This window comes from Janthinobacterium kumbetense, from assembly GCF_023703445.1.
Classification (GTDB): Bacteria; Pseudomonadota; Gammaproteobacteria; order Burkholderiales; family Burkholderiaceae_D; genus Janthinobacterium; species Janthinobacterium kumbetense.
Genome location: NZ_JAMQGR010000002.1, coordinates 650405 through 674312, shown reverse-complemented (window position 1 = coordinate 674312; position 23908 = coordinate 650405). Strand labels below are relative to the sequence as shown.

The 23908-nt window shown below is 63.0% G+C and carries 16 protein-coding genes; 11 read left to right on the top strand and 5 right to left on the bottom strand.

Annotated elements, in window-relative coordinates:
• Positions 1 to 71 precede the first annotated feature (71 nt).
• On the top strand, positions 72 to 545 hold the full coding sequence (locus NCG91_RS10445; protein ID WP_099665964.1) for an Lrp/AsnC family transcriptional regulator: 474 nt from the start codon (positions 72 to 74) through the stop codon (positions 543 to 545).
• A gap of 314 nt (positions 546 to 859) precedes the next feature.
• Here NCG91_RS10445 and NCG91_RS10440 read toward each other — a convergent pair whose 3' ends face one another.
• A complete protein-coding gene (locus NCG91_RS10440; protein WP_099665963.1) occupies positions 860 to 1558 on the bottom strand; it encodes a response regulator transcription factor in 699 nt (232 codons plus the stop codon).
• Positions 1559 to 1638: 80 nt separating this feature from the next.
• On the opposite strand from NCG91_RS10440, the gene NCG91_RS10435 reads away from it, so the two are divergent.
• From NCG91_RS10435 to NCG91_RS10425, 3 genes are all read left to right on the top strand, one after another.
• Complete coding sequence (locus NCG91_RS10435; protein WP_251349604.1) at positions 1639 to 3645, top strand: sensor histidine kinase; 2007 nt, start codon at positions 1639 to 1641, stop codon at positions 3643 to 3645.
• 329 nt (positions 3646 to 3974) lie between these two features.
• Entirely contained in the window at positions 3975 to 9224 is a 5250-nt protein-coding gene (locus NCG91_RS10430; RefSeq protein ID WP_251349603.1) for a YDG domain-containing protein, read from the top strand.
• 34 nt (positions 9225 to 9258) lie between these two features.
• The gene (locus tag NCG91_RS10425; protein ID WP_251349602.1) at positions 9259 to 10929 is read left to right on the top strand and encodes a ShlB/FhaC/HecB family hemolysin secretion/activation protein; all 1671 of its coding nucleotides are present in this window, start codon (positions 9259 to 9261) and stop codon (positions 10927 to 10929) included.
• A 433-nt stretch (positions 10930 to 11362) separates the two neighbouring features.
• Here the strand turns inward: NCG91_RS10425 and glmU are convergent, their stop codons facing one another.
• Complete coding sequence (glmU, locus tag NCG91_RS10420; RefSeq protein ID WP_099665959.1) at positions 11363 to 12739, bottom strand: bifunctional UDP-N-acetylglucosamine diphosphorylase/glucosamine-1-phosphate N-acetyltransferase GlmU; 1377 nt, start codon at positions 12737 to 12739, stop codon at positions 11363 to 11365.
• A gap of 25 nt (positions 12740 to 12764) precedes the next feature.
• Here glmU and NCG91_RS10415 point away from each other — a divergent pair, with 25 nt between their 5' ends.
• The 5 genes from NCG91_RS10415 (at position 12765) to NCG91_RS10395 (ending at position 16139) form a co-directional block, all read left to right on the top strand.
• Positions 12765 to 13670: a DUF6279 family lipoprotein gene (locus tag NCG91_RS10415; RefSeq protein ID WP_251349601.1), complete on the top strand. Its 906-nt coding sequence runs from the start codon at positions 12765 to 12767 to the stop codon at positions 13668 to 13670.
• A gap of 197 nt (positions 13671 to 13867) precedes the next feature.
• A complete protein-coding gene (gene rsmD / locus NCG91_RS10410) occupies positions 13868 to 14527 on the top strand; it encodes a 16S rRNA (guanine(966)-N(2))-methyltransferase RsmD (RefSeq protein ID WP_251349600.1) in 660 nt (219 codons plus the stop codon).
• A gap of 112 nt (positions 14528 to 14639) precedes the next feature.
• The gene (coaD, locus tag NCG91_RS10405; RefSeq protein WP_034752633.1) at positions 14640 to 15137 is read left to right on the top strand and encodes a pantetheine-phosphate adenylyltransferase; all 498 of its coding nucleotides are present in this window, start codon (positions 14640 to 14642) and stop codon (positions 15135 to 15137) included.
• Between the two features lie 14 nt (positions 15138 to 15151).
• Complete coding sequence (locus NCG91_RS10400) at positions 15152 to 15418, top strand: YfhL family 4Fe-4S dicluster ferredoxin (RefSeq protein WP_077398358.1); 267 nt, start codon at positions 15152 to 15154, stop codon at positions 15416 to 15418.
• Positions 15419 to 15530: 112 nt separating this feature from the next.
• On the top strand, positions 15531 to 16139 hold the full coding sequence (locus NCG91_RS10395; RefSeq protein ID WP_251349599.1) for a chalcone isomerase family protein: 609 nt from the start codon (positions 15531 to 15533) through the stop codon (positions 16137 to 16139).
• 66 nt (positions 16140 to 16205) lie between these two features.
• Here NCG91_RS10395 and NCG91_RS10390 read toward each other — a convergent pair whose 3' ends face one another.
• On the bottom strand, positions 16206 to 16511 hold the full coding sequence (locus NCG91_RS10390; RefSeq protein ID WP_034752641.1) for a hypothetical protein: 306 nt from the start codon (positions 16509 to 16511) through the stop codon (positions 16206 to 16208).
• Positions 16512 to 16703: 192 nt separating this feature from the next.
• Here NCG91_RS10390 and NCG91_RS10385 point away from each other — a divergent pair, with 192 nt between their 5' ends.
• Positions 16704 to 17684: a LysR family transcriptional regulator gene (locus NCG91_RS10385; protein WP_034783859.1), complete on the top strand. Its 981-nt coding sequence runs from the start codon at positions 16704 to 16706 to the stop codon at positions 17682 to 17684.
• A gap of 50 nt (positions 17685 to 17734) precedes the next feature.
• Here the strand turns inward: NCG91_RS10385 and NCG91_RS10380 are convergent, their stop codons facing one another.
• Together NCG91_RS10380 and NCG91_RS10375 are read right to left on the bottom strand one after the other, a co-directional pair.
• Entirely contained in the window at positions 17735 to 19294 is a 1560-nt protein-coding gene (locus NCG91_RS10380; protein WP_251349598.1) for a methyl-accepting chemotaxis protein, read from the bottom strand.
• Between the two features lie 202 nt (positions 19295 to 19496).
• Positions 19497 to 19952 carry an Lrp/AsnC ligand binding domain-containing protein gene (locus tag NCG91_RS10375; RefSeq protein WP_010393827.1) on the bottom strand — a complete coding sequence of 152 codons (456 nt, stop codon included), beginning with the start codon at positions 19950 to 19952 and terminating at the stop codon, positions 19497 to 19499.
• 207 nt (positions 19953 to 20159) lie between these two features.
• On the opposite strand from NCG91_RS10375, the gene putA reads away from it, so the two are divergent.
• On the top strand, positions 20160 to 23813 hold the full coding sequence (gene putA, locus NCG91_RS10370) for a trifunctional transcriptional regulator/proline dehydrogenase/L-glutamate gamma-semialdehyde dehydrogenase (RefSeq protein WP_251349597.1): 3654 nt from the start codon (positions 20160 to 20162) through the stop codon (positions 23811 to 23813).
• Positions 23814 to 23908 lie beyond the last annotated feature (95 nt).

Sequence of the window (23908 nt, the reverse complement as noted above, 5' to 3'; positions counted from 1 at the left end):
TATTTCACAACCATTTTGTGATGAAATATTATTTCATTTAGAATCGATTTATTTTCCAATTCATCAAAACCATGAGCGATAGCAACATTACCCTCGACGAGATCGATCGTCGCATCCTGAACGCCTTGCAAATTGATGCATCGCAAACCAACAGTGAGCTGGCGCAAGCGGTGCACGTTTCGGCGCCCACCTGTTTGCGGCGGGTCAAGCATTTGCGGGAAAGCGGCGTCATCGAACGGCAAGTGGCCATCGTCGCGCCGCAACTCGTGGGCGCGCGCCTGACGGCCATCGTGGAAATCACGCTCGACGTGCAGGCGGCGGAGCGCATGGCGGAATTCGAGCAGCTCGTGGCGCAGGAAGCGGCTGTGCTGCAATGCTACCGCGTCTCGCCCGGGCCCGACTTCGTGCTGATGGTGCAGGTGGCCGATATGCCCGCGTATCACGCGCTGGCGCACCGCCTGTTTGCCGCGCACGCGAATGTGCGCAACGTGAAAAGCTATTTTTCCACGTTCCGCAGCAAATTCGAGACGCGCATCGCCGTGTGATTTTTACTTTCATTTATCCACCGCTTGCACACCGCTTGCCCACACACTTATACGGTGCTTTTCCACCGCTTATGCCGCACTTGCCCACAGGCTTATGCACAAGCATGACGCGGGCAAGCCATGGCAGCAGAGCAAGGGATGCGCGGGGAAGCAGCGTCAGGCGGCCCGCGACGGTACCGCACCAACATGCAAAGAGTAGACAAGCTACTGCCAGCTTGACTTGTGCACCGGCTGCACACAGCTTGCCAACAAGTTACGAGTCCAGTTATCGACAGGCTTATCCACAGCCCGTCCGCGGCGGCAGACGGGAAAACTCAGGGGCGCACTTCCGCTTCGGCATAGAAGCGGTAGCCGGCGTTGCGGGCGGTATTGATGGGCAAGGCCAGGCCCGCCGCCTGTTCGGCCTTGCGGCGCAAGCGGCTGATCTGGGTGTCCAGGCGGCGCTGGTCGTAGGTGAGAAAATCCTCGCCCAGCGATTGCACGATCTGCTGGCGGCTGACGATGCGTTCCGGCTCGGCCATCAGCACGTGCAGCACGGTGACGTCCTGTTGCGATAGCGCAATGGCGCCGCAGCCTGGCGGCAAGAGGCGGCGCGGTCCCAGTTCCAGCACCCAGGCCGTGGAAGGCGGCGGCGCGTCGGCAGGCGGCGCACCCAGGCGCCGCGCCAGCGCGCCCAGGGTGGCGGCCAGCTCATCGAGGTCGGCGCTCTTCGGCAGGTAATAGTCGGCACCACCGCCCAGTCCGTTGACCTTGTCCTGCGTGGCCCCGCGCGCCGTAAACACGACGATGCCGATGGGCTGCCCCTGCGCGCGCAAGGCGCGCACCAGCACCATGCCTTCGCCATCGGGCAAGCCCAGGTCGATGATGGCAATGCGGTGCACGGCCGGCGCGTAGCAGGCGTGGAAGGCGGCCAGGTCGGCCACGGCGCTGACGCGGTAGCCGCAATCGCCGAGAAATTCGGTCAACTCGTGGCGCAGCACGGCTTCGTCTTCAAGCAGGATGAGGTTCAACATGGCGCAAGGATAACCGATCGCCGTGGGGCCGGGAAGTTGTCTTTCTGACTCCCATGCTGGCCGTGGTAAGCTGCCTCGCCATGAAAATCCTGCTCGCCCTTTGCCTGTTATTCACCGCCCTGTTCCCCCATGCTGCACCTGCAGCTGCCGCGCCTGCGCCGCTGCTGCTGCCGGCCAGCGGGCAGCCCGTGTCCGCCAGCGGCCACCTGCAGATGCTGCGCGATGCCACGGGCCGGCTGGGGCCCGATGCGGCATTGGCGGCGCCAGGCTGGCGCACCTTGCCCGGCGCCGTCAGCGCCGGTTACACGCAGGACGCCGTCTGGCTGCGCCTGGACGTGACGCGCGCGGCAGCCTCCCCCGATGAATGGGTCGTGCGTTTCAGCAACGCCGTGCTTGACGACGTGCGGCTGTACCGCTGGGACGCGGCAGGCCACTGGGTCTTGCAGGAAGCGGGCGCCGACGTGGCGCGCGGCAACTGGCCCATCGATGCGCGCCAGGTGGTGTTTCCGCTGCGCCTGCAAGCCGATACGCCGCAGCGCTGGCTGGTGCGCCTGCACAGCAAAAAAGCCATGTCGACGGAGCTGACCTTGCTGCCCAGCGATGCCTTCGACAACGCCTCGCGCCGCGAATACCTGTATTACGGCTTGCAGTTCGGCAGTTATTTGCTCTTGATCCTGTTCCATATCTTTTTCTGGCGCATGACGCGCGAAGCCCACAGCGGCTGGTATCTGCTGTACGTGCTGACGAATGCCACGACGGAAGCGCTGACGATCGCCATTCCCCAGCAAATCTTCACCATGCCGAACTGGCTGTCCGATCCCATGCTGGGCGTGTCGATGGCGATGTCCATCGCCGTCGGCGCGCGTTTTTCCACATTGCAACTGGAACTGCCCGCCCTGTATCCCCGTTTCAGCCGCGTCGTGGTGGGTTTGACGGCCGCTGCCGCGCTGTGCGGGGCGCTGCTGGTGCTGCACGGCGACTATGCGGCTGGCGTGCTCGTCGTGCAAATGACGGCCTTGCCATTGATCGTGCTGTTCATCGCCCTGGCCAGCTGGCTGGCGCTGCGCGGGCATCGTCCGGCGCACGCTTTCCTGTTTATCTTCGGCATCTTTTACGCGGGCGTGGTGATCAGTTTCCTGCGCAATATGGCCATCGTGCCGCCGAACTTCTGGACCAACCATGCGGCCACCCTGGGCGCCTTCGTGCACATGATGCTGATGAGCCTGCGCCTCAACCGCCGCTACGCCGAATTGCGCCGCGCCAAGGACCGCGCACAGGCGGAGGCCGTCAGTGCCGTGCGCGCCCTGAATGAACGGCTGGAAGAGCAGGTGGCGCTGCGCACCGTGGCGCTGCGGCAGGAAATCGGCCGGCGCGCCGTGCTCGAAGGCGAATTGCGCGCCGCGCTGGAAGTGGAAACCCGCACCCGCGAAGAGCAGCAGGATTTCGTTGCCATGGTGTCGCATGAATTCCACACGCCTTTGGCCATCATCAATACCACGGCCCAGCAAATTGCCCGCAACACGGACGCGCCGCGGGAAAAAACCCTGCAGCGCTGCCAGAACCTGCGCGAAGCGAGCGGCCGCATGACGGCGCTGGTGGATGAATACCTGAGCGCCGACCGCATGGAAACGAGCGCGGCAACCTTCCGGCCCCTGCCATGCGACTTGCCCGCGCTGCTGACGGCCGTGCTGGCCGAATGGCCACCGGGCCGCATCGAAGCGAGCGTACAGGCGCTGCCCGCCAGCGCCGTGGTGGACGCCAGCCTGCTGCGCGTGGCGCTGCGCAACTTGCTCAGCAATGCAGACCGGCACGCGCCGCAAGCCCTGGCGATCCGCGTGCAGGCCGGCACGCTCGAGGACGGCCGCGTGCAGATCGCCGTCAGCAACGAAGGCGAGCCGCTGCCCGCCGATGAAATCCCGCGCCTGTTCCAGAAATACTTCCGGGGCCGCATCGCCCAGCACAAGCCTGGCGCCGGCCTGGGCCTGTACCTGGTGCAGCGCATCGCCGAATTGCACGGCGGCCAGGTAATACTGGCCAGCGCCGGCAACAACGGCACCATCAGCTTCGCCTTGCGCCTGCCCGTCTGACGACCGCGCGTATTCCCGACTAAATCAGTCGGGAATCGCTCAGGTTTGCTCAATTTTAAATTTCCCCGTTCTGATATCTTTCCGTTCAGAAATCTTTGTAGCTTTTTATAACGATTGTATTTAAAAAAGCAACAAAAGCCGCAACGGACGCCGTCCACGCACAGCACAGGGAAAACATGCACCGCAACCAACTCGCCAGCCACCTCACCGGCCTCTCCTTGTTCGCGCCGCTTTCCTGACCCGTTCTTTCCCCATTTCCCGCTCGCGCCAGCCCGGCCAGGTCCGCAGGCGCGCGGGCGTCTCCCTATTCAAATCAACAAGGACATCGCATGCATCGTCACGGATCGTTGAACCACATCTACCGCCTCGTCTGGAGCCACGTCTTGAACGCCTGGGTCGCCGTCGCGGAAACGTCGCGCGGACGCGGCAAGGGCAGCCGCCGCAAACTGGCCGCGGCAGCGGCCGCCATGACGGCGCTGGCGCTGGGAGGGCCGGCACAGGCCGCGCCCACGGGTGGGCAGGTGGTGAGCGGCACGGCCAGCATCAGCCAGCAAGGCGGCACCACCACCATCCATCAGGGCAGCGCGCAGGCCGCGCTGAACTGGAACAGTTTTAACGTGGGCGCCAAGGAAACCGTCAACTTCGTCCAGCCCTCGGCCAGCGCACTGGCCGTCAACCGCATCTTCGACAGCAACGGCACGCAGATCCTCGGCAGAGTCAACGCGAATGGCCAGGTGTACCTGATCAATCCGAACGGCGTGCTGTTCGGCCGCGGCGCACAAGTCAACGTGGGCGGCCTGGTGGCTTCGACGCTCGACGTCGACAGCGCCAGCCTGGGCGGTTCGAAACACGCGTTCGGCGGCCAAGGCATTGGCAAGGTCGTCAACGAAGGCACGCTGCGCGCAGCCGATGGCGGCTATGTCGCCCTGCTGGGCCGGCAAGTGAGCAACCAGGGCGCCATCTCGGCCCGCCTGGGCACGGTCGCCCTGGGTGCCGGCAGCGCCGCCACCCTGAGCTTTGACGGCGCGCGCCTGCTGCAACTGCGCATCGAGCAAAGCACCCTGAACAACCTGGCCGAGAACGGTGGCCTGATCCGCGCCGATGGCGGCCAGGTGCTGATGAGCGCAGGCGCCCGCGATTCGCTGCTGGCCAGCGTCGTCAACCACACGGGCGTCATCGAGGCGCGCAGCGTGGAACAGCGCGATGGCAGCATCGTCTTGCTCGGCGGCATGACCGCCGGCACCACCCATGTGAGCGGCACCCTGGACGCCAGCGCCCCCGCGGGCGGCAATGGCGGCTTCATCGAAACGAGCGCCGCCCACGTGAAGATCGGCAACGACGTGCGCATCAGCACGGCCGCTGCCCAGGGCCGCGCCGGCACCTGGCTGATCGACCCCGTCGACTTCACCATCGCCGCCAGCGGCGGCGACATCAGCGGCGCCGCCCTGACGGCCAATTTGCGCAACGGCAATGTCGTGATCCAGAGCACGCAAGGCAGCCACGGCACGGCCGGCGACGTGCACGTCAACGACCAGGTCAGCTGGTCGGCCAATGAACTGACCTTGAATGCGCAGCGCAACATCAATATCAACGCCAACCTGAACGGTTCCGGCACGGCCAGCCTGGCGCTGGAATACGGCCAGGGCGCCGCCGCTGCCGGCAACACGGCCGTATATCAGCTGGGTAACGGCGCGCAGGTGAGTTTGCCCGCCGGGCAAAACTTCAGCACCAAACTGGGCGCCGATGGCGCACGTACCGGCTACACGGTGATTACCCAGCTGGGCGCTTACCGCAGTGTCACGGGCACCGACTTGCAAGGGATCAATGGCAAACTGAACGGCAATTTTGTGCTCGGCGCCGACATCGACGCCTCGGCCACCGCCTCGGCCGCCTGGAACCCCAATTGGTGGGACGCGGGCTTCGTGCCGCTGGGCAGGGATGCGGCCTTTGGCGGCATCTTCGACGGCCTCGGCCATTCCATCAATCAGCTCAGCATGATGTCCGGGTCCGGCGGCGGCAGCGGCTTGTTTTCCATTACCACCAAGGATGCCCTGATCCAGAATGTGGGCTTGAATGGCGGCCGCATCAAGACCCACTATTACGCCGGTGGGCTGGTGGGCGACAACAAGGGCACGATCAAGAATAGCTATGCGGCGCTCGACGTCATCGCCGACGGCTTCATCAGCGGCGGCCTGGTGGCGCGCAACAGCGGCACCATCGTCAACAGCTACGCCTCGGGCGCCGTCAGCAGCAATACCCAGAGCGGCGGCCTGGTCGGCATCAACCAGGGAACGATCAGCAACAGCTATGCCACGGGCAGCGTGGCGGGCAAGACCGAGATCGGCGGCCTGGTGGGCACCAATTCGGGAGCGGGATCCGTCAATACCAGCTACGCGGCGGGGCGCCTGCTCATCGCCGACGGCGGCACCAACTTCGGCGGTTTGATCGGCAGCAACAGCGCACCCCAGCAAATCAGCAATAGCTTCTGGTCCATCGACGGTACGGGCCAGGCGACCTCCAAGGGCGGCACCGGCCTGACGGACACGCAGATGCGCACGGCCAGCAGTTTTACGGGATTCAATTTCACCACCACGCCTGGCGCGCAGGGCAATAACTGGGTGCTGGTCAACGTGGACGGCAACTTGAATAATGCCGGCCATGGCGAAGGCGGGACCTATCCCATGCTGGCATCCGAGTATTCCACAACGATCTACAATGCGCACCAGCTGCAATTGATGTCCATGGCACTCAATGGCAGCTATGTGCTGGGCGCCAACATCGATGCCAGCGCCACGGCGGGCGGCAAGGGCGTCTGGGGCAAGAATGGATTCATTCCTGTCGGCATGGCAAACGGCCTGGGCGGCGGCATAGAAAATATCTTCACCGGCAGCTTGAACGGCCAGAGCCATACCATCAGCGGACTGACCATCGCGTCCGACTTCGATATCGTCGGCTTGTTCGGCTATGCGGATAGCTCCTCCGTCATCAGCAATATCGGCTTACTGGGCGGCAGCATCAGCGGCGTCATCCACGTCGGCGCCCTGGCAGGCTACGGCAGGGGCCTCATTTCCAATAGCTACAGTAGCGCAACGGTCAATGGCCGCGAGTCCGTTGGCGGCTTGCTCGGCACGAACGACGGCAATATCAACAACAGCTACGCCAGCGGCGCCGTCAGCGGCAGCACGTCCGTGGGCGGCTTGATCGGCCTCAACATGAGCGGTATCGTCGAAAACACGTACGCGACGGGCATGGTCAAGGGCGAGACCAGCAAGGGCGCGTTGATCGGCACCAACTTCAGCCAGGTAAACAACAGCTTCTGGACCAGTACTGACGGCGTCTCGGGCATTGGCAGCGGTGGCGGCGCGCAAACGAACGTGCACGCCTTGAGCGATGCGCAACTGCACTCGAAATCGAGTTTCGATGGCTGGGATATGGCCACGAACGCCGGCAGCGGCGCCATCTGGCGCATCTATGAAGGCCAGACGGCGCCGTTGCTGCGCAGCTTCCTGACCGCCTTGACCGTCACCTCGGATGCGGTCAGCAAGACTTACGATGGCCAAAGCTATGCGGGGGGCCTGTCCAATGCCCGTTACTCGGTCGCTGGCGCTGCCGACTCCGGGCAAGTCTTTTCCTCAAGCAACAGCCTGTACGGCGCCATCCGCGATGCCGGTCTCTACAACGCCGCCGGCACCTACCTGTATTCCGGCCAACAAGGGTATGACATCGACCTGCAGGCGGGCGCCCTGACGATCAACCGGGCCGTCATCAGCCTGAACGGCACGCGCACCTATGACGGCAGCGCCAGCATGGCGGCCGGTCTGCTGACACTGAACGGCCTGGTGCAAGGCGAGAGCCTGTTGCTGTCGGGTAACGGTATCCTCGACAACAAAAACGCGGGTGGAAAAAAGACCATGGCCAACGGCACGCTGACGCTGGCTGACGGCAGCACGGGCCAGGCCAGCAACTACACCTTGGAAGGCGGCAGGCACAGCGCCACCGTCAACCGCGCCACGCTGAATGTGCAGGGCGTGGGGGCGGCCAATAAAGTCTATGACGCCAGCACGGACGCCACCTTGACGGGCAAGGCCAGCGTGCAGGCGCTGGGCGACGACCAGCTGAACGTAAGCGGAGGCACCGCCCGTTTTGCCGACAAGAACGCCGGCATGGGCAAGGCCGTCACCCTGAGCGGTTTTACCTTGCAGGGCGTGGATGCGGCCAACTATGTGCTGGTGCAGCCGAACAACGTCACGGCCGACATCGGCAAGGCCAGCGTGGTCGTCGCCGGCGTGGGTGCGGCAAACAAGGTGTATGACGCTACCACCGGCGTCATCCTGACGGGCAAGGCCAAGGTGCAGGCGCTGGGCGGCGACCAGTTGAGCGTGGCCGGCGGCGTGGCCCGCTTTGCCGACAAGAACGCAGGCAAAGGCAAGGCCGTCATCGTCGATGGCTACAGCCTGCAGGGTGCGGATGCGGCCAACTATGTGCTGGTGCAGCCGAACAACATCACGGCCGACATCGGCAAGGCCAGCGTGGTCGTCGCCGGCGTGTCTGCGGCAAACAAAGTGTATGACGCCACCACGGGCGCCACCCTGACGGGCAAGGCCAGCGTGCAGGCGCTGGGCGGCGACCAGTTGAGCGTGACCGGCGGCGTGGCCCGCTTTGCCGACAAGAACGCGGGCATGGGCAAGACCGTCACCCTGAGCGGCTTTGCCTTGCAAGGCGCCGATGCGGCCAACTATGTGCTGGTGCAGCCGAACAACATCACGGCCGACATCAGTAAAGCTACTGTCAGCGTGAGCGGCGTGGGTGCGGCCAATAAAGTGTATGACGCCACCACGGGTGCCACTTTGACAGGCAAGGCCAAGGTGCAGGCGCTGGGCGACGACCAATTGAGCGTGGCGGGCGGCACTGCCCGCTTTGCCGACAAGCACGCCGGAACAGGCAAAACCGTCATCGTCGACGGCTTTACCTTGCAGGGTGCGGATGCGGATGCGGGCAACTATGCACTCGTGCAACCGGGCAACATCACGGCCGATATCGCCAAGGCCAGTTTGCTGTACACGGCCACGGCCACCAGCCTGACGGGTGGCCGCACGCCGGAAGGCTTGAGCGGCAAGGTCAGCGGCTTGCTGGGCGGCGACACCCTGGCGGACGCCACCAGCGGTACCGTGGCCTGGACCAGCCCGGCCACGGCCGGCAGTCCGGCTGGCAACTACGCCATCACGGGCAGCGGCCTGGCCTCGACCGACTATGCCTTCGTGCAAGCCGAGGGCAATGCCGGCGCGCTGACCTTGACGTCGGCAACCCTGCCGCCGCCGGCCAGCCTGCCACCACCGGCCCAGGCAGCCGTGGTGCAACTGCAGGCGCAAGTGCTGGGCAGCTTTGCCGACACGCGTCCCGGCACGCTGGCCGCCGCACCCACCATCACCGTCACGCAGACGGATGCCCCGGCCGGCACGGCTGCCGCCAGCAATGCCTTGCCAAACACCAGCATGCAGATCGGCAGCCGCGGCCCGGCCCTGCAAGTCGTCCTGGGCGGCGTCAAGCTGCCCGCCAACATGCTTAACGTAAATCAATAACACCATGACTCATTCCTTGACTCCGCGACACCTGATGCAACAACCGTTGCTGTCCCTGCTGCTGCTGGCCTTTGCGCCATGCGCCGTAGCACAAACCACCCCGGTCGTGCCCGATGCGGGCGCTATCCTGCGCCAGTTGCAGCCGGCCACGCCCGCCAATACGGCTCCCGGCGCGCCGGCGCTGCGCATCGAACAGAAAGAGGGCGCGCCGCTGCCCGCCAGCGCGCCCTTTCTCGTCACGCAGATCGATATCGCCGGCAACAGCGCGTTCGATACGGCCACCTTGCAGGCGCTCGTCGCCAACGCCCATGGCACGACCTTGTCCCTGGAGCAACTGGGAGAACTGGCGGCCCGCATCACCAGTTACTACCGCGCCCATGGCTATCCGCTGGCGCGCGCCATCGTGCCCGCCCAGACCATCCGCCAGGGCATCGTGCGCATCGACGTGCTCGAGGCGCGCTACGGCAAGGTGGGCATCAACAACCGCAGCGACGTCAGCGACGCCTTGCTGAACGCCACCCTGGCGCCGCTGCAAACGGGCCAGACCATCGGCCAGGCGGAACTCGACCGCAGCTTGCTGTTGCTGTCCGACATACCGAATGTCGCCATCACGGCCACGCTCACGCCCGGCGCCGAAGTGGGCGGCTCCGACCTGCTGGTCGATGCCTGGTCCGGCCCGCGCATGGCTGGCGCTGCCTTCCTCGACAACAATGGCAACCGCTACACGGGCCGCGCCCGCCTTGGCGCCACCGTGTACCTGTACAACCCGCTGCATCAGGGCGACGTGGCCAGCGCCAGCGTGCTCAGCTCGGGCACGGGCATGTCGTATGCGCGTCTCGGCTATGACCTGCTGCTGAACGGCGCCGGCACGCGCGCCGGGGTGGCCATGTCCGCCCTGCGCTACCGCCTGGAAGGCGCCATGCGCCCGCTGCACGCACATGGCACGGCTCAGGTTGCCAGTGCCTGGCTGCGCCATCCGCTGCTGCGCAGCCGCGATGCGAACATGTCGATCCAGCTGCAGTATGACCAGGTGCACTTGCGCGACCGCATCGACGCCAGCGCCATGCGCAGCGACCGCCGCCTGGACAACCTGAGCGCCACCCTCGGTGGCGACGTGCGCGATGCGGCCCTGGCTGGCGCCATCACCAGCTGGAGCGTGGCCGCGACGGCTGGCAAGCTCGACATCAGCGACCCGCTGACGCGCCTGAACGATGCCTTCAGCGCCCGCAGCCATGGCAATTTTGCGAAATGGAACGTCAACCTGTCGCGCCTGCAAAACCTGGACCAGCGCAACGCCGTGTACCTGGCCTTCGCGGGACAGTGGGCGGACAGCAATCTCGATTCCTCCGAAAAGATGAGCGTGGGAGGCCCGTACACGGTGCGCGCGTATGACGTGGGCGCGGCAGCTGGCGACCTCGGCTATTTCGGCAGCGCCGAATGGCGGCATGAACTGAGCGCCAGCGACGAGGGACAATGGCAAGCCGTGGCCTTCGTCGACAGCGCGCGCGTGACGGTGAACCAGCAGCGCTGGACGCCGGGCCCGAACAGCGCGCGCCTGCACGGCGCCGGACTGGGCGTGAACTGGGCGGGCGGGCAGCAGTGGAATGCCCGCGCATACGTCGCCAAGCCCATCGGCGGCACGCCCGTCCTGCTGGCGGCGCGCAGTTCGGCCCGCCTGTGGGTCGAACTCAATCGCCGCTTCTGATGCGGCGGCAACAGCCGGAAGCCCGACTTTCGGCTGTTGCTTGATCCAACGCAAGACTTACCCACCAGCTATCCACCGTCTGTGCACGGTTTTTCCACAGGCTTACCCACAGCAATATGTGGAAAGCAGGTGGCAAAACTGCAGTTATCCCCACTTGTACCCACGCTATCCAGCGCTTATCCGCAGGCTTACACACAGAGTTATCCACAATCCGCAGGAAAAGGCGATTCCATCGCTGGCAAGCCGCTGGAATCAGCGGAAAAGGCAGCGACACGCGCATGGCGGGCCAGATTGAAAAACTTGCCAACAGCTTATACGCAGGCTTGCACACAGGCTTATGCCCCACTTGTGCAGCGGCTTGCCCACAGAGTTATCCACATACAAAAAAGGCAGGCCATGCGGCCTGCCTGTGTGCAAGGGCTGACTGCGCCGCTTACTTCTTGATTTTCACGGGACGCGTCCAGCCGTCGATGGTCACCTGGCGCGCGCGCGACACGGTCAGCTTGCCGGCCGGTGCATCTTTCGACAAGGTCGTGCCCGCGCCCAGGGTGGCGCCCTTGCCGACGGTGACGGGCGCGATCAGCTGGCTGTCGCTGCCGATGAAGGCGTCGTCTTCGATGACCGTGCGGAACTTGTTCACGCCATCGTAGTTGCAGGTGATCGTGCCGGCGCCGATGTTGACCTTCGAGCCGATGGTGGCGTCGCCGATGTAGGCCAGGTGGTTGGCCTTGCTGTGCGCGGCGATCTGGCTGTTTTTCACTTCGACGAAGTTACCGATGTGCACGTCTTCCGCCAGGACCGTGCCCGGGCGCAGGCGCGCATAGGGGCCGATGATGGAAGCGGCGCCGACGATGGCGTCCTCGATATGGCAGAAGGGCTTGATGTGTGCGCCAGCGGCCACCGTGGCGTTGATGAAGACGTTGTTGGCGCCCACGCGCACGCCGTCGCCCAGTTCGACTCTGCCTTCGAACACGCAGCCCACGTCGATGGTGACATCGCGGCCGCAAATGAGTTCGCCGCGCACGTCGATGCGCGCCGGATCGAGCAGGGTCACGCCCCGTTCCAGCAGCGCTTGCGCGATATTGTTCTGGTGGATGCGTTCCAATTGCGCCAGCTGCACCTTGCTGTTGACGCCCGCCACTTCCCACACGGCGGCCGGGTGGGCCGAGGTGACGGCCACGCCATCGGCGACGGCCTGGGCGACGATATCGGTCAGATAGTATTCCCCTTGGGCATTGTCATTCGACAAGGCCGACAGCCATTGCTTGAGCTGCACGGTGGGCGCGACCATGATGCCGCTGTTGATCTCGCGGATGGCGCGCTCGGCGGGCGTCGCATCCTTTTCCTCGACGATGCGCACGATGGCGCCGTTGTCGCGCACGATGCGGCCCAGACCAAACGGATCGTCCTGTTCCACGGTCAGGATCGCCAGCTTGTCCTTGCCGGCCGCCTGCACCAGTTGCTGCAGGGAAGCGGCGCTGGTCAGCGGCACGTCGCCGTACAGGATCAGGGTCGGCACGCTGTCATCCAGCAAAGGCAGCGCTTGCTGGACGGCATGGCCCGTGCCCAGCTGCTGCGCCTGCTCGGCGGCGTCGATCTGCACGCCATGGTTCACCTTGTAGCCGTCGAGCAACTTCAACACCGCTGCGCCCCCATGCCCGTAAATCACGCATAATCGGGACGGCGCCAGGCCGCGCGCCGTGTCGATGACGTGCGACAACAGCGGCTTGCCCGCCAACGGGTGCAATACCTTGGGCAGTGCCGACTGCATGCGTTTGCCCATACCGGCAGCGAGAATGACAACGTTCATAGACCGTCTTTTATAAGTTAAGAATATGAAAAAGTTTAACACGCAGGCCCCGTCTTCCACGTCTTCCAGCCGCTTGACGTATGCCTTACTGGCCATCCTGCTCGTCGTCATGGCCGGTTGCAGCGGCTTGCGCCTGGCCTACAACAATGGCGATACCGTGCTGTACTGGTGGCTGAACGCGTATGTCGACCTGGACCGCGACCAGAAGGGCTGGGTGCGCGACGATATCGACAAGCTGTTCGACTGGCACCGCAAGACGCAATTGAAGGATTACGTGGAAATCCTGCGCACGGGCCAGAAGCAGTTGCAAGGCAATGCCACGCAGGCGGACCTGCTGGCGGATTACAGCGAGATCAAGCAGCGCACCCAGGCGCTGTTGCTGAAGGCAGCGCCCGAGCTGGCCGACCTGGCGCGCTCGCTCAAGCCCGAGCAGATCGCGCAGATGGAAAAGAAGTTCAAGTCGAACAATGAGGATTACCGCAAGAAATACCTGAGCGGCGACCAGGAGAAGCGCCAGAAACTGCGCTACAAGAAAGCCATGGAGCAATTCGAACTGTGGTTCGGCAGCTTCAGCAGCGAGCAGGAAGCCCTCATCCGCAAGGCGTCCGACGCGCGTCCGCTGAACAACGAGATCTGGCTCGACGAACGCATGCGGCGCCAACAGAATGTGTTGAGCCTGGTCAAGAAAGTTCACCAGGAAAAACTCGGCAAGGAAGCCACCGTGGGCTTGATCACGACCCTGATCAAGGACAGTTTCGAGCGCCTCGAGCATTCCGAGCGCAAGACCTTCTTCGATGCCTACGAAAGCAGCACGGCGCAGATGGTCATGACGGTGATCAAGATCGCCACGCCGGCGCAAAAGGCCCATGCCGTCAAGCGCATGCAGGGCTGGATCGACGATTTCAATTCCCTGGCCACGCAACCCAAATAGAGCGGCAGCGCCAGCAGGGGCGAGGGGGCCATATGCTATAGTGGCCGCCATCAAATTGAAGAAATGAAACGCCTAACAAAACCGTAGCGAGCGGCAGTGAGTTGTGGCTAAGAAGCGCAGCTGTGCGAATGCACAGTGAGCATCGCAGGCCGCAAATCGCGACGCGCAGTAGGTTTTGTTAGGTGTTTTAAATGCCCATGCAAAAGAAAATTAAGAAACCCGCCAAAGTCCCCGTCCACCACGCGCCGCCACCGAACCAGGTGCGCATCATCGGCGGCCAGTGGAAGCGCTCCGTGCTGCCTGTTTTGCAGGCACTGGGCTTGCGCCCGACACCGGACCGCGTGCGCGAAACCGTGTTTAACTGGATCAACCACTTGCGCGACGGCGACTGGGCCAATGCCCAGGTGCTGGACCTGTTCGCCGGCAGCGGCGCACTGGGCTTCGAGGCGGCCAGCCGCGGCGCCGCCGCCGTCACCATGGTCGACACCCATACGCCCGTGATCCGCCAGCTGGAAGAAAACAAGACGAAATTGCGCGCCGACAATGTCCAGCTGCTGCGCGGCGACGCCTTGCTGACGGCGCAATGCCTGGCATCGCGCGGCCAGCGTTTCGACCTGATCTTCCTCGATCCGCCCTACCAGCAGGATTTCCTGGCGAAAGTGTTGCCGCTGTGCGCCAACCTGCTCAAGGAAGGCGGCATGGTATATGCGGAATCGGGCTTGCCGCTCGTCTTCGATGACACCAGCGCCCTGGAAAAACCGGAGTGGATGGCGCCGTGGGAAGTCATCCGCGCCGACAAGGCGGGCACCGTTTATTATCATTTGCTAACTTACAACAAAGTTCCGGCTACTGCCTGAATCTGCCTATAAATGAGGCAAAAAGGCTCCCTGGCCCGAGGCGCAACACCAAGGTGGTCACCAATTTCAGGCATAATGCGCGTCTATATTGGTGCATCGTCAGGGAGCCGCAATGGTTGTAGCCGTTTATCCAGGAACATTCGATCCGCTCACGCGCGGTCATGAAGATTTGGTGCGCCGCGCATCGGGTCTGTTTGACAAGCTGATCGTCGGTGTGGCCGACAGCAAGAACAAGCAACCGTTTTTCTCGCTCGACGAACGCCTGGAAATCGCCAACGAAGTGCTCGGCCACTATCCGAATGTGCAAGTGGAAAGCTTTTCCGGCCTGCTCAAGGATTTCGTGCGCAAGCATGAAGCGCGGGTCATCGTGCGCGGCTTGCGCGCCGTCTCCGACTTCGAGTACGAATTCCAGATGGCGGGCATGAACCGCTACCTGCTGCCCGATGTCGAAACCATGTTCCTGACGCCATCCGACCAGTACCAGTTCATTTCGGGCACCATCGTGCGCGAAATCGCGGCGCTGGGCGGCGACGTCTCCAAGTTTGTCTTCCCCTCGGTGAACCGCTGGCTGCAAAACAAGATTGCCGCCAACGCTGCCTCATCGCAATAAGTAAGAGTGAAATCATGGCATTACTGATCACCGACGAATGCATCAATTGCGACATTTGCGAGCCCGAGTGCCCGAATGACGCGATCTACATGGGCGCGGAAATCTACGAAATCGATCCCAACAAGTGCACCGAATGCGTGGGCCACTTTGACGAGCCGCAATGCCAGCAAGTGTGCCCCGTCAGCTGCATCCCCTTCAATCCCGCCTGGCGCGAAAGCCCGGAGCAATTGATGGCCAAGTACGAACGCCTGCAGGCGGAACTGCCCGCCGCCAAAGCCTGAGCTTTTCTCCCGCGCCACTTCCGGGCCACGTCTGCGTGGCGCCAGCTTCTGCCAACTGTTCTACACTGTGTGCTGACTTATCCACAGCCCATGGTTTCCACGGAGGTAGAAGATGCAAATAAGCACATCCCGTTTGGGCCGCTCCCTGGCCACCGCCTGCCTATGCGCCAGCCTGTGCGCCGCCGTGGCACGACCAGCGCTCGCCGTCGAGGTGGGCGGCGTCAAGCTGGACGACACGGTGCAGCTGGCCAGCCGCGAATTAAAACTCAACGGCGCCGGCGTGCGCTACAAGGTCATCTTCAAGGTGTACACGATCGCGCTGTACCTGCCGGAAAAGAAAACCCAGCTGGCCGACATCCTGGCGCTGCCCGGGCCTCGCCGCCTGGAAATCGTCATGCTGCGCGACATCACTTCCGACGAGCTGGGGCAAGCCTTCATGCAAGGCTTGAAGCGCAGTTCCGACCAGGCCGACCGCACGCGCCTGCTGAGCCAAACGATGCAGTTCGGCGCCATGTTCGAAATGGTGCCCGGCCTGAAAAAGGGCGACATTCTCACCGTGGACTGGCTGCCGGAAGAGGGAACGTTGTGCAAGCTGAACGGCAAGCAGGTGGGCGACACGGTGCCGGACCTGGCTTTCTATAATGCGCTGCTGAAAATCTGGATAGGTGCCCATCCGGCCGACACCATGTTGCGCGCGCATTTGCTGGGCGACATGGCGTAATCAGCTGGCGGCAAGCGTAAAAAAAGCCGGCGCAGGCCGGCTTGTCATTCTGCAACAGTTACTCGCTCAGGCACGCGTCGACAGGGCGCGCAATTCGGCGGCATTGCTTGGCGACACGCCATCCATCTTGCCAAGCGTGCGTTTCAAGGCTTGCGCTTCGCGCATCTGCTGGCGCGCCAGGCGCTCTTCGCGGCTCAGCTTGGGACGCACCACCAGCATCATGGCGCGGGCGATCCCCACCAGCAAAGGCTTGAACAGCAGGGCGAAGGCGCCCACGGCGACGATCACCAGCACGAGTTGCAGGGCGTTCAGCAGGGAAATCTCCAGCACGGGTGCGGATACTGCGTACAGGGCGGAGGCGAAGGTAGACATAGTGTTCCAGTGCATTATAGAATTTGACAGTACTATAGTGCAGTGCAACATATAAATCTAATTCCATTTCTTGATACCAATTATATGAATCGTGAATGGAAAACTGTAATATTTTTTTACGAGTGAAAATATTCGTGCCCGGCGCGGTTTACACTCTTAAGTAATCAATTCAACTTTTATCTTGGGCTTTCCATGAGTTTTCTGACGCTGGATCTGAACTTGCTGCGTGTTTTCGACGCCGTCATGACGGAACAAAACCTGACGCGCGCAGCCGGCCACCTGGCGATGACGCAGCCGGCGGTATCGAACGCCATCAAACGCCTGCGCGAGAGCCTCGGTGACGAATTGCTGATCCGCACGGCCTATGGCGTGAAACCCACGCCCCGCGCCGAAGCGCTGTGGCCATCCGTGCGCTCGGCCCTGGCCAGCCTGGAAGCGGCTGTCACGCCGGAAACCTTCGACGTATCGAAAACGCATGCCACGTTCCGCATGGCCATGGCCGATGCGACGGCCGCGTTCTGGCTACCTTCGCTGATGCGCTCGATCGAACGGGAAGCGCCCGGCGTCAACGTACGCATGATGCCGCTGACCACGCGCGAACCGCGTCCCATGCTGCTGCGCGGCGACATCGACCTGGCCGTGGGCTTCTTTCCCGGCGTGGCGGCGCAATTGTCCAGCGAAACGGGTTCGCCCATCCGTCACGAGCGCCTGTATTCCGGCAAGTATGTGTGCGTGATGCGGCGCGGCCATCCGCTGGCCGACAAGGAATTGACCCTGGATAACTACTGTGCGGCCAACCATTTATTGGTGAGCTTTTCCGGCCGCGCGCATGGCTTGATCGACGAGGCGCTGTCGCAGATCCACCGCGAACGGCGCATCTTGTTGACGGTCAACCAGTTCTTTACCGCTGGGCGGGTCGTCGCCAATTCCGACCTGATCACGGTCTTGCCGCGCCATTTGATCGCCTCGACGGGCATGACGGAATCGCTGCTGTACAAGGATTTGCCGTTGACCTTGCCAGCCGTCCACCTGGACATGCTGTGGCACGAGCGCGACGCCCGCAGCCCCGCCCACAAATGGCTGCGCAATCACCTGGAAAGCATGAACACGCCCACCCTGCGCACGGCCACGGCGGCCGGCGGTGGCGTGGCGCCCAAGCCGCACGTCGAGTAAGACTTGCGACAGGACAAAAAAAACGCCTGATATCTCATCAGGCGTTTTTTTTATGCGTGGTTACTGGAGCGGTAACCGATTCTAAAACCGCCCCAGTGCTTGCCCTCGACGTGGATGGGCACGGACAAATCGTGCATGACCTCGCCCGTGTCGCGTTTATAGGTCTGCAACAGGAACGCCTTGGTGTTGCTGCCGCAACGCTTGCCCGTGCGGTCGCTGAAGATGCGCTTGGTGCGGTTATTCACGATATCGGTGGCGTAATCGCCCGTCAGCGGCTGGGAAAACTTCTTGTTGTGCGTTGGAAAATATCCATTGTTGTCGACGGCGCCCGCATACGCCAGGTGGGGCAATGCCGCCAGCACGCCTTCTTGCAAGTCGGGCAGCACCTTGTCCGTGAACGCGTCGAATTTCGTGTTGTGCTTGGGCGGATCGGTATTCGGGATGGGGCGGTAATGGCGGTCGAACAGGGCGTCGCGCGTGATGCGCCCCGAGGCGATCGCTTGCTCGAAGAGTTTGCCCACGTCGCGCGCGGCGCGCTGGGCCGCCTCGCGGATCTCGTCGTGCGGCGTGGCCACGCTCGATTCGCCCAGGGCGCCGGCGATCACTTCGGCCCGCTCGGCCAGGGCCATGGCCGATTGCGTGGCGCGCGGCAATTCGGCATTCGTCGACAGCATGCTGTCGCGGATTTGCCCGATGGCGTCGGCGATCACTTGCGTCGTCTCGACGTGTTCGCGCGAGGCGCGAGCGATTTGCCCGATCTCGTCCTCGGACTCGCCCGATGACTGCTCGATATGGCTGAGCGAGGCGTGCACGCTTTGCACATTACGCGCCGCTTCCGTGACGCCGGCCGCCAGCGAACTCATGCCGCGTGCGGCTTTTTCCGACTGTTCATTGATTTCGCGCACCATCACACTGATTTCATCGGAGGCTTCCTTGGTGCGCTGCGCCAATTGCCGCACTTCCCCTGCCACCACGGCAAAACCGCGCCCGTGTTCGCCGGCGCGCGCCGCCTCGATGGCGGCGTTCAGCGCCAGCAAGTTGGTGCGCGCGGAAATATCGGAAATGGCTTCCGTAAAGCCCGTGATGCGTTTGGATTTTTCCTGCAAGCTCAGCATGTTGCTGGAAGCGCCTTGCGCTTCCTCGCGTGCGTTATTGATGCGCTGCAAGCCCTGGTCCACTTCGGCGCGCGCCGCCACGCTTTCCACGCGCACGCCGGCGGCTACCTTGGCGGCCCGTTCCGCATTGGCGGCGATCTTTTCCGTCATCGCGGCATTTTGTACGGAGCTGTCGGCAATGTCGCTGGCCGTGCGGACATCGAGTTCCACCTTCTGTTTGACGGAATCGACAAAATACGAGGTTTCCGCCGCGCCGATCATGATGGCATCGATGGCGTTGCCCACCGTGTCGGCGAACTGGTGCAAGCCCGGCTCGCCGCGCGGACGGCCGGCAAACGCCAGCAGCGCGGCGCCGATGGCGGCGGCCACGCAGGCAATCAGATAGGGATGGTCGCCGCCCGAGAGCAACAACAGATAGGCCAGGCAACAGGCGACGGCCATGGCCAGGATCGTGAATACAAAGAAACGCACCAGCTGATGCTGCAACTGCTTCATTTGTCCCCCGCTGCGCGAACCCGTCACGCCCCCGCGGGGACGTGCCGTAACCGTATGCCGGTGGGCACGATTGCCCACTTTGCACCCTGAAGTGACCGTCTGCGCGGCGTTTCAGGCGGCTACCGGATAGCAGAATTGTAGTTCTACCCTACAACATTTGTTCCGATAGCTCAATCAGAAAAGTGGGGCGGCTACACCAGGGTCACTTAATTGGCAATTTGGTCGTGTTTTTGACCTCTTCCATGACGGCATAAGTGTGGGTTTCCCGCACACCTTTCTGCAACAGCGTCTTGCCCAGGAATTCACGGTAGGCGGCCATGTCCTTGACGCGCGCCTTGACCAGGTAATCGAAACCACCGGCCACCATGTGACATTCCAGTACCTCTGGAATGATTTGTACGCTATGCTTGAAGGCGTCGAACACTTCCGGTGTCGTGCGATCGAGCACCACTTCGATGAACACCAGCAGCGACACGTCGAGCAGCTGCGGGTTCAACTGGGCCGTATAGCCCATGATGTAACCGGATTCGTGCAACTTGCGCACGCGCTCCAGGCAGGCGGCCGGCGACAGGTTCACGCGCGCGGCCAGCTCCACATTGCTGATGCGTCCATCGCTCTGCAATTCCATCAAGATTTTCTTACTGATCTTGTCCAGCATTACCATCACCCCCAAATTAATATTATTTGGTTAAATTGTCGCATCAAAAACTATCTATTGCTAGTCCCCTGTATTACCAGAATTAATCCATAAGAATCCCCTTTACAATCGAATCATCTTAACGTCCGACTTTCTGTATTTTTTTGCACCAAAAAAAGAGCAAGAATTACGTCAGTTTTCGTCCCCTTTTCCTTGTAAAGAGCACTTATGCACCCTGCAGGCCCCTCGGCTTTTACCCCGATTCCTTTTGCTGCGTTCCAGGCAGAAATCCTGCCCGAAGCGACACCACAACGCGCCGCCGTCACCGCCGCCTATAGGCGCGATGAGGTTTCCGCCGTGCAGTGGCTGTTGCAACAAGTCCGCCCCAGCAGCACCGAAACGATAGCCGAAGGGCAAGCCCTGGCGCACCGCCTGGTCTCGAACGTGCGCCAAAAACGCACACGCGCCTCCGGCGTCGATGCACTGATGCACGAGTTCTCGCTATCGTCGGAAGAGGGTGTTGCATTGATGTGTCTGGCTGAAGCGCTGTTGCGTATACCCGACAGTCAAACGGCCGACCGTCTGATCGCCGACAAAATCAGCAAGGGCGACTGGAAGAAACATCTGGGCGAATCACCGTCGCTGTTCGTCAACGCGGCCACCTGGGGCTTGCTGATCACGGGCAAACTGGTCAGTACCAGCAGCGAATCGGGCCTCGGTTCGGCCATGACCAAGCTCATCGCCAAAGGCGGCGAACCGCTGATCCGCAAGGGCGTCGACCTGGCCATGCGCATGCTGGGCAACCAGTTCGTGACGGGCCAGACCATCGAGGAAGCGTTGAAGAACAGCCGCGACAACGAAACGCGCGGCTACCGCTACTCGTACGACATGCTGGGCGAGGCGGCCCTGACGCAGCAGGACGCGGCCAACTACTACGCCTCGTACGAGACGGCGATCCATGCCATCGGCAAGGCCTCGAACGGCCGCGGCATCCGCAACGGCCCCGGCATTTCCGTGAAACTGTCGGCCCTGCACGCGCGCTACAGCCGCGCCCAGCGCGCCAGAGTCCTGGAAGAATTGTTGCCGAAAGTCAAAGCACTGCTGTTGCTGGCCAAACAGTACAACATCGGCTTCAACATCGATGCGGAAGAGACGGACCGCCTGGAACTGTCGCTCGACCTGATGGAAGCACTGGCCTTTGATACAGATTTGGCCGGCTTCGACGGCATCGGCTACGTGGTGCAGGCGTACCAGAAGCGTTGCCCGTTTGCCATCGATTTCCTGATCGACCTGGCGCGCCGCAGCGGCCGCAAGTTCATGGTGCGCCTGGTGAAGGGCGCGTATTGGGATGCGGAAGTCAAGCGCGCGCAAGTCGACGGCCAGGAAGGCTATCCCGTCTACACGCGCAAGGTCTACACGGACGTCTCTTACCTCGTGTGTGCGCAAAAACTGCTGGCAGCCAGCAGCCTGATCTATCCACAGTTTGCCACGCACAACGCGCAAACCCTGTCGACCATCTACACGTGGGCGAAACGCGACGGCATCACCGACTACGAATTCCAGTGCCTGCACGGCATGGGCGAGACCCTGTACGACCAGGTCGTCGGCCCCGACAACCTCGACAAGCCGTGCCGCATCTACGCCCCTGTCGGCTCGCATGAAACCCTGCTGGCCTACCTGGTGCGCCGCCTGCTGGAAAACGGCGCCAACTCGTCCTTCGTCAACCAGATCGTCGACGAAAGCGTGGCCATCGATAGCCTGATCCGCGATCCGCTGGAACAGGCGCGCCTGCAGGGCGGCTTGCCGCACCCGTCGATTCCATTGCCGCTGGACATGTTTGGCAGCGAACGCAGGAACTCGGCCGGCCTGGACCTGTCGAATGAAGACACTTTGCGCACCCTGGCCACGGGCTTGGCGCAGCAGCAGACGTGGCAGGCGGCGCCGCTGATCGATGGCGCCGTCAGCCTGAACGGCCCCACGCACATGCTGCACAACCCGGCCCAGCACGACGACGTCGTGGGCAAGGTCATGGAAGCCGGTCAGGCCGACGTGGAAACGGCCCTGGCCAGCGCCAGCGCCTTCGCCATGGATTGGCAAACCACGGAACCGTCGCTCCGTGCGCAAGCGTTACTGCGTGCGGCCGACCTGTTCGAGGAACACCATATCGAGCTGATGGCCCTGGCCGTGCGCGAAGCGGGCAAGTCCCTGCCGAACGCGATCGCGGAAATCCGCGAAGCCGTCGACTTCCTGCGTTACTACGCGGCGCAGGTGGCACACGCGCCGAATACCCTGGCGCTGGGACCCGTTACCTGCATCAGCCCGTGGAATTTCCCATTGGCCATCTTTACGGGCCAGTTGGCCGCCGCCCTGGCGGCGGGCAACGTGGTGCTGGCCAAGCCGGCCGAGCAAACGCCGCTGATCGCCCACCGCGCCGTGCAATTGCTGCATGCGGCGGGCGTGCCGCGCGGCGCGCTGCAATTCTTGCCCGGCAGCGGCGAGATCGTCGGCGCCGGCCTGTGCAATGACACGCGCGTCAAAGGCGTGATTTTCACGGGCTCGACGGAAGTGGCGCAATTGATCAACCGCAACCTGACCGCGCGTGCCGTGGCCGAAGGCATCGATATTCCCCTGATCGCCGAAACGGGTGGCCAGAATGCCTTGATCGTCGATTCGTCCGCCTTGCCGGAGCAAGTGGTGCAAGACGTGATGTCGTCCGCTTTCGACAGCGCCGGCCAGCGCTGCTCGGCCTTGCGCGTGCTGTTCCTGCAAACGGAAATCGCCGACAAGACCATCCACATGCTGAAAGGCGCGATGCAGGAATTGCGCGTTGGCAATCCTGACCGCCTGGCCACGGATATCGGTCCCGTCATCGATGCGGAAGCGCAAGGTAACTTGCTGGCGCACATCAACAAGATGAAAACCATGGCCATCGACCATTATTCGCTCGATTTGCCGACCGTCAAAGGCACGTTTGTCGCCCCGACCGTGCTGGAAATCAAGTCACTGGCGCAATTGACGCAGGAAGTCTTCGGCCCCGTGCTGCACGTGATCCGCTACAAGCGGTCCGAACTGCCGCAACTGGTGCAATCGATCAATGACAGCGGTTACGGCTTGACCCTGGGCATCCATACGCGCATCGATGAAACCATCGACTTCATTACCAAGCGCGCGCACGTGGGCAATATTTATGTGAACCGCAACATCGTCGGCGCCGTCGTCGGCGTGCAACCGTTCGGCGGCGAGGGCAAGTCCGGCACCGGCCCCAAGGCAGGCGGCCCCCTGTACCTGAAACGCTTGCAGCGCAATGCGCCGGCCGGTGCGCAGCACCAGCGCCAGGCGCCGCCGGCCCTGGATGCGCTCACCGTGTGGGCGAAGATGCATGGCCACGACCAGGTGCAGCAACTGGCGCAGGACTATGCGCGCACCACCTTGTTGGGCAGCACCACCGTCTTGCCAGGCCCGACGGGCGAGCGCAATACCCTGAGTTTTGCCGCGCGCGGCACGATTCTGTGCGCGGCAGCAACGTCCGGCACGCTGATGAACCAGCTGGCAGCCGTGCTGGCCACCGGTAACCAGGCCCTCGTGCTGGCGCAAACGCCGGATCTGATCCCCGGCGACTTGCCGGCCGCGCTGAAGGACCGCATCCAGGTCGTCAGCAGCCTGGAGTCCGTCAAGCATGATTTCCAGATCGCCATGATCGAGCCTTGCCTCGATGGCCAGCTCAAACCGCTGCTGGCGGCACGGGAAGGGGCCCTGGTGGGCACCATCGCCACCACGCCAGAGGGTGTCATCCCCCTGTGGCGCCTGGTCGCTGAGCGGGCGCTGTGCGTGAATACGACGGCGGCTGGCGGTAACGCCAGTCTGATGATGCTCAGCGTCTAAAGGAACCTGAGAAAAAGTCCATGGCGTTGTTGCCTTGCCTGGCCGTACATTCGTACTGCCTGCGGCAAGGCGCCTGGCCCTGAACATTTTTCAGA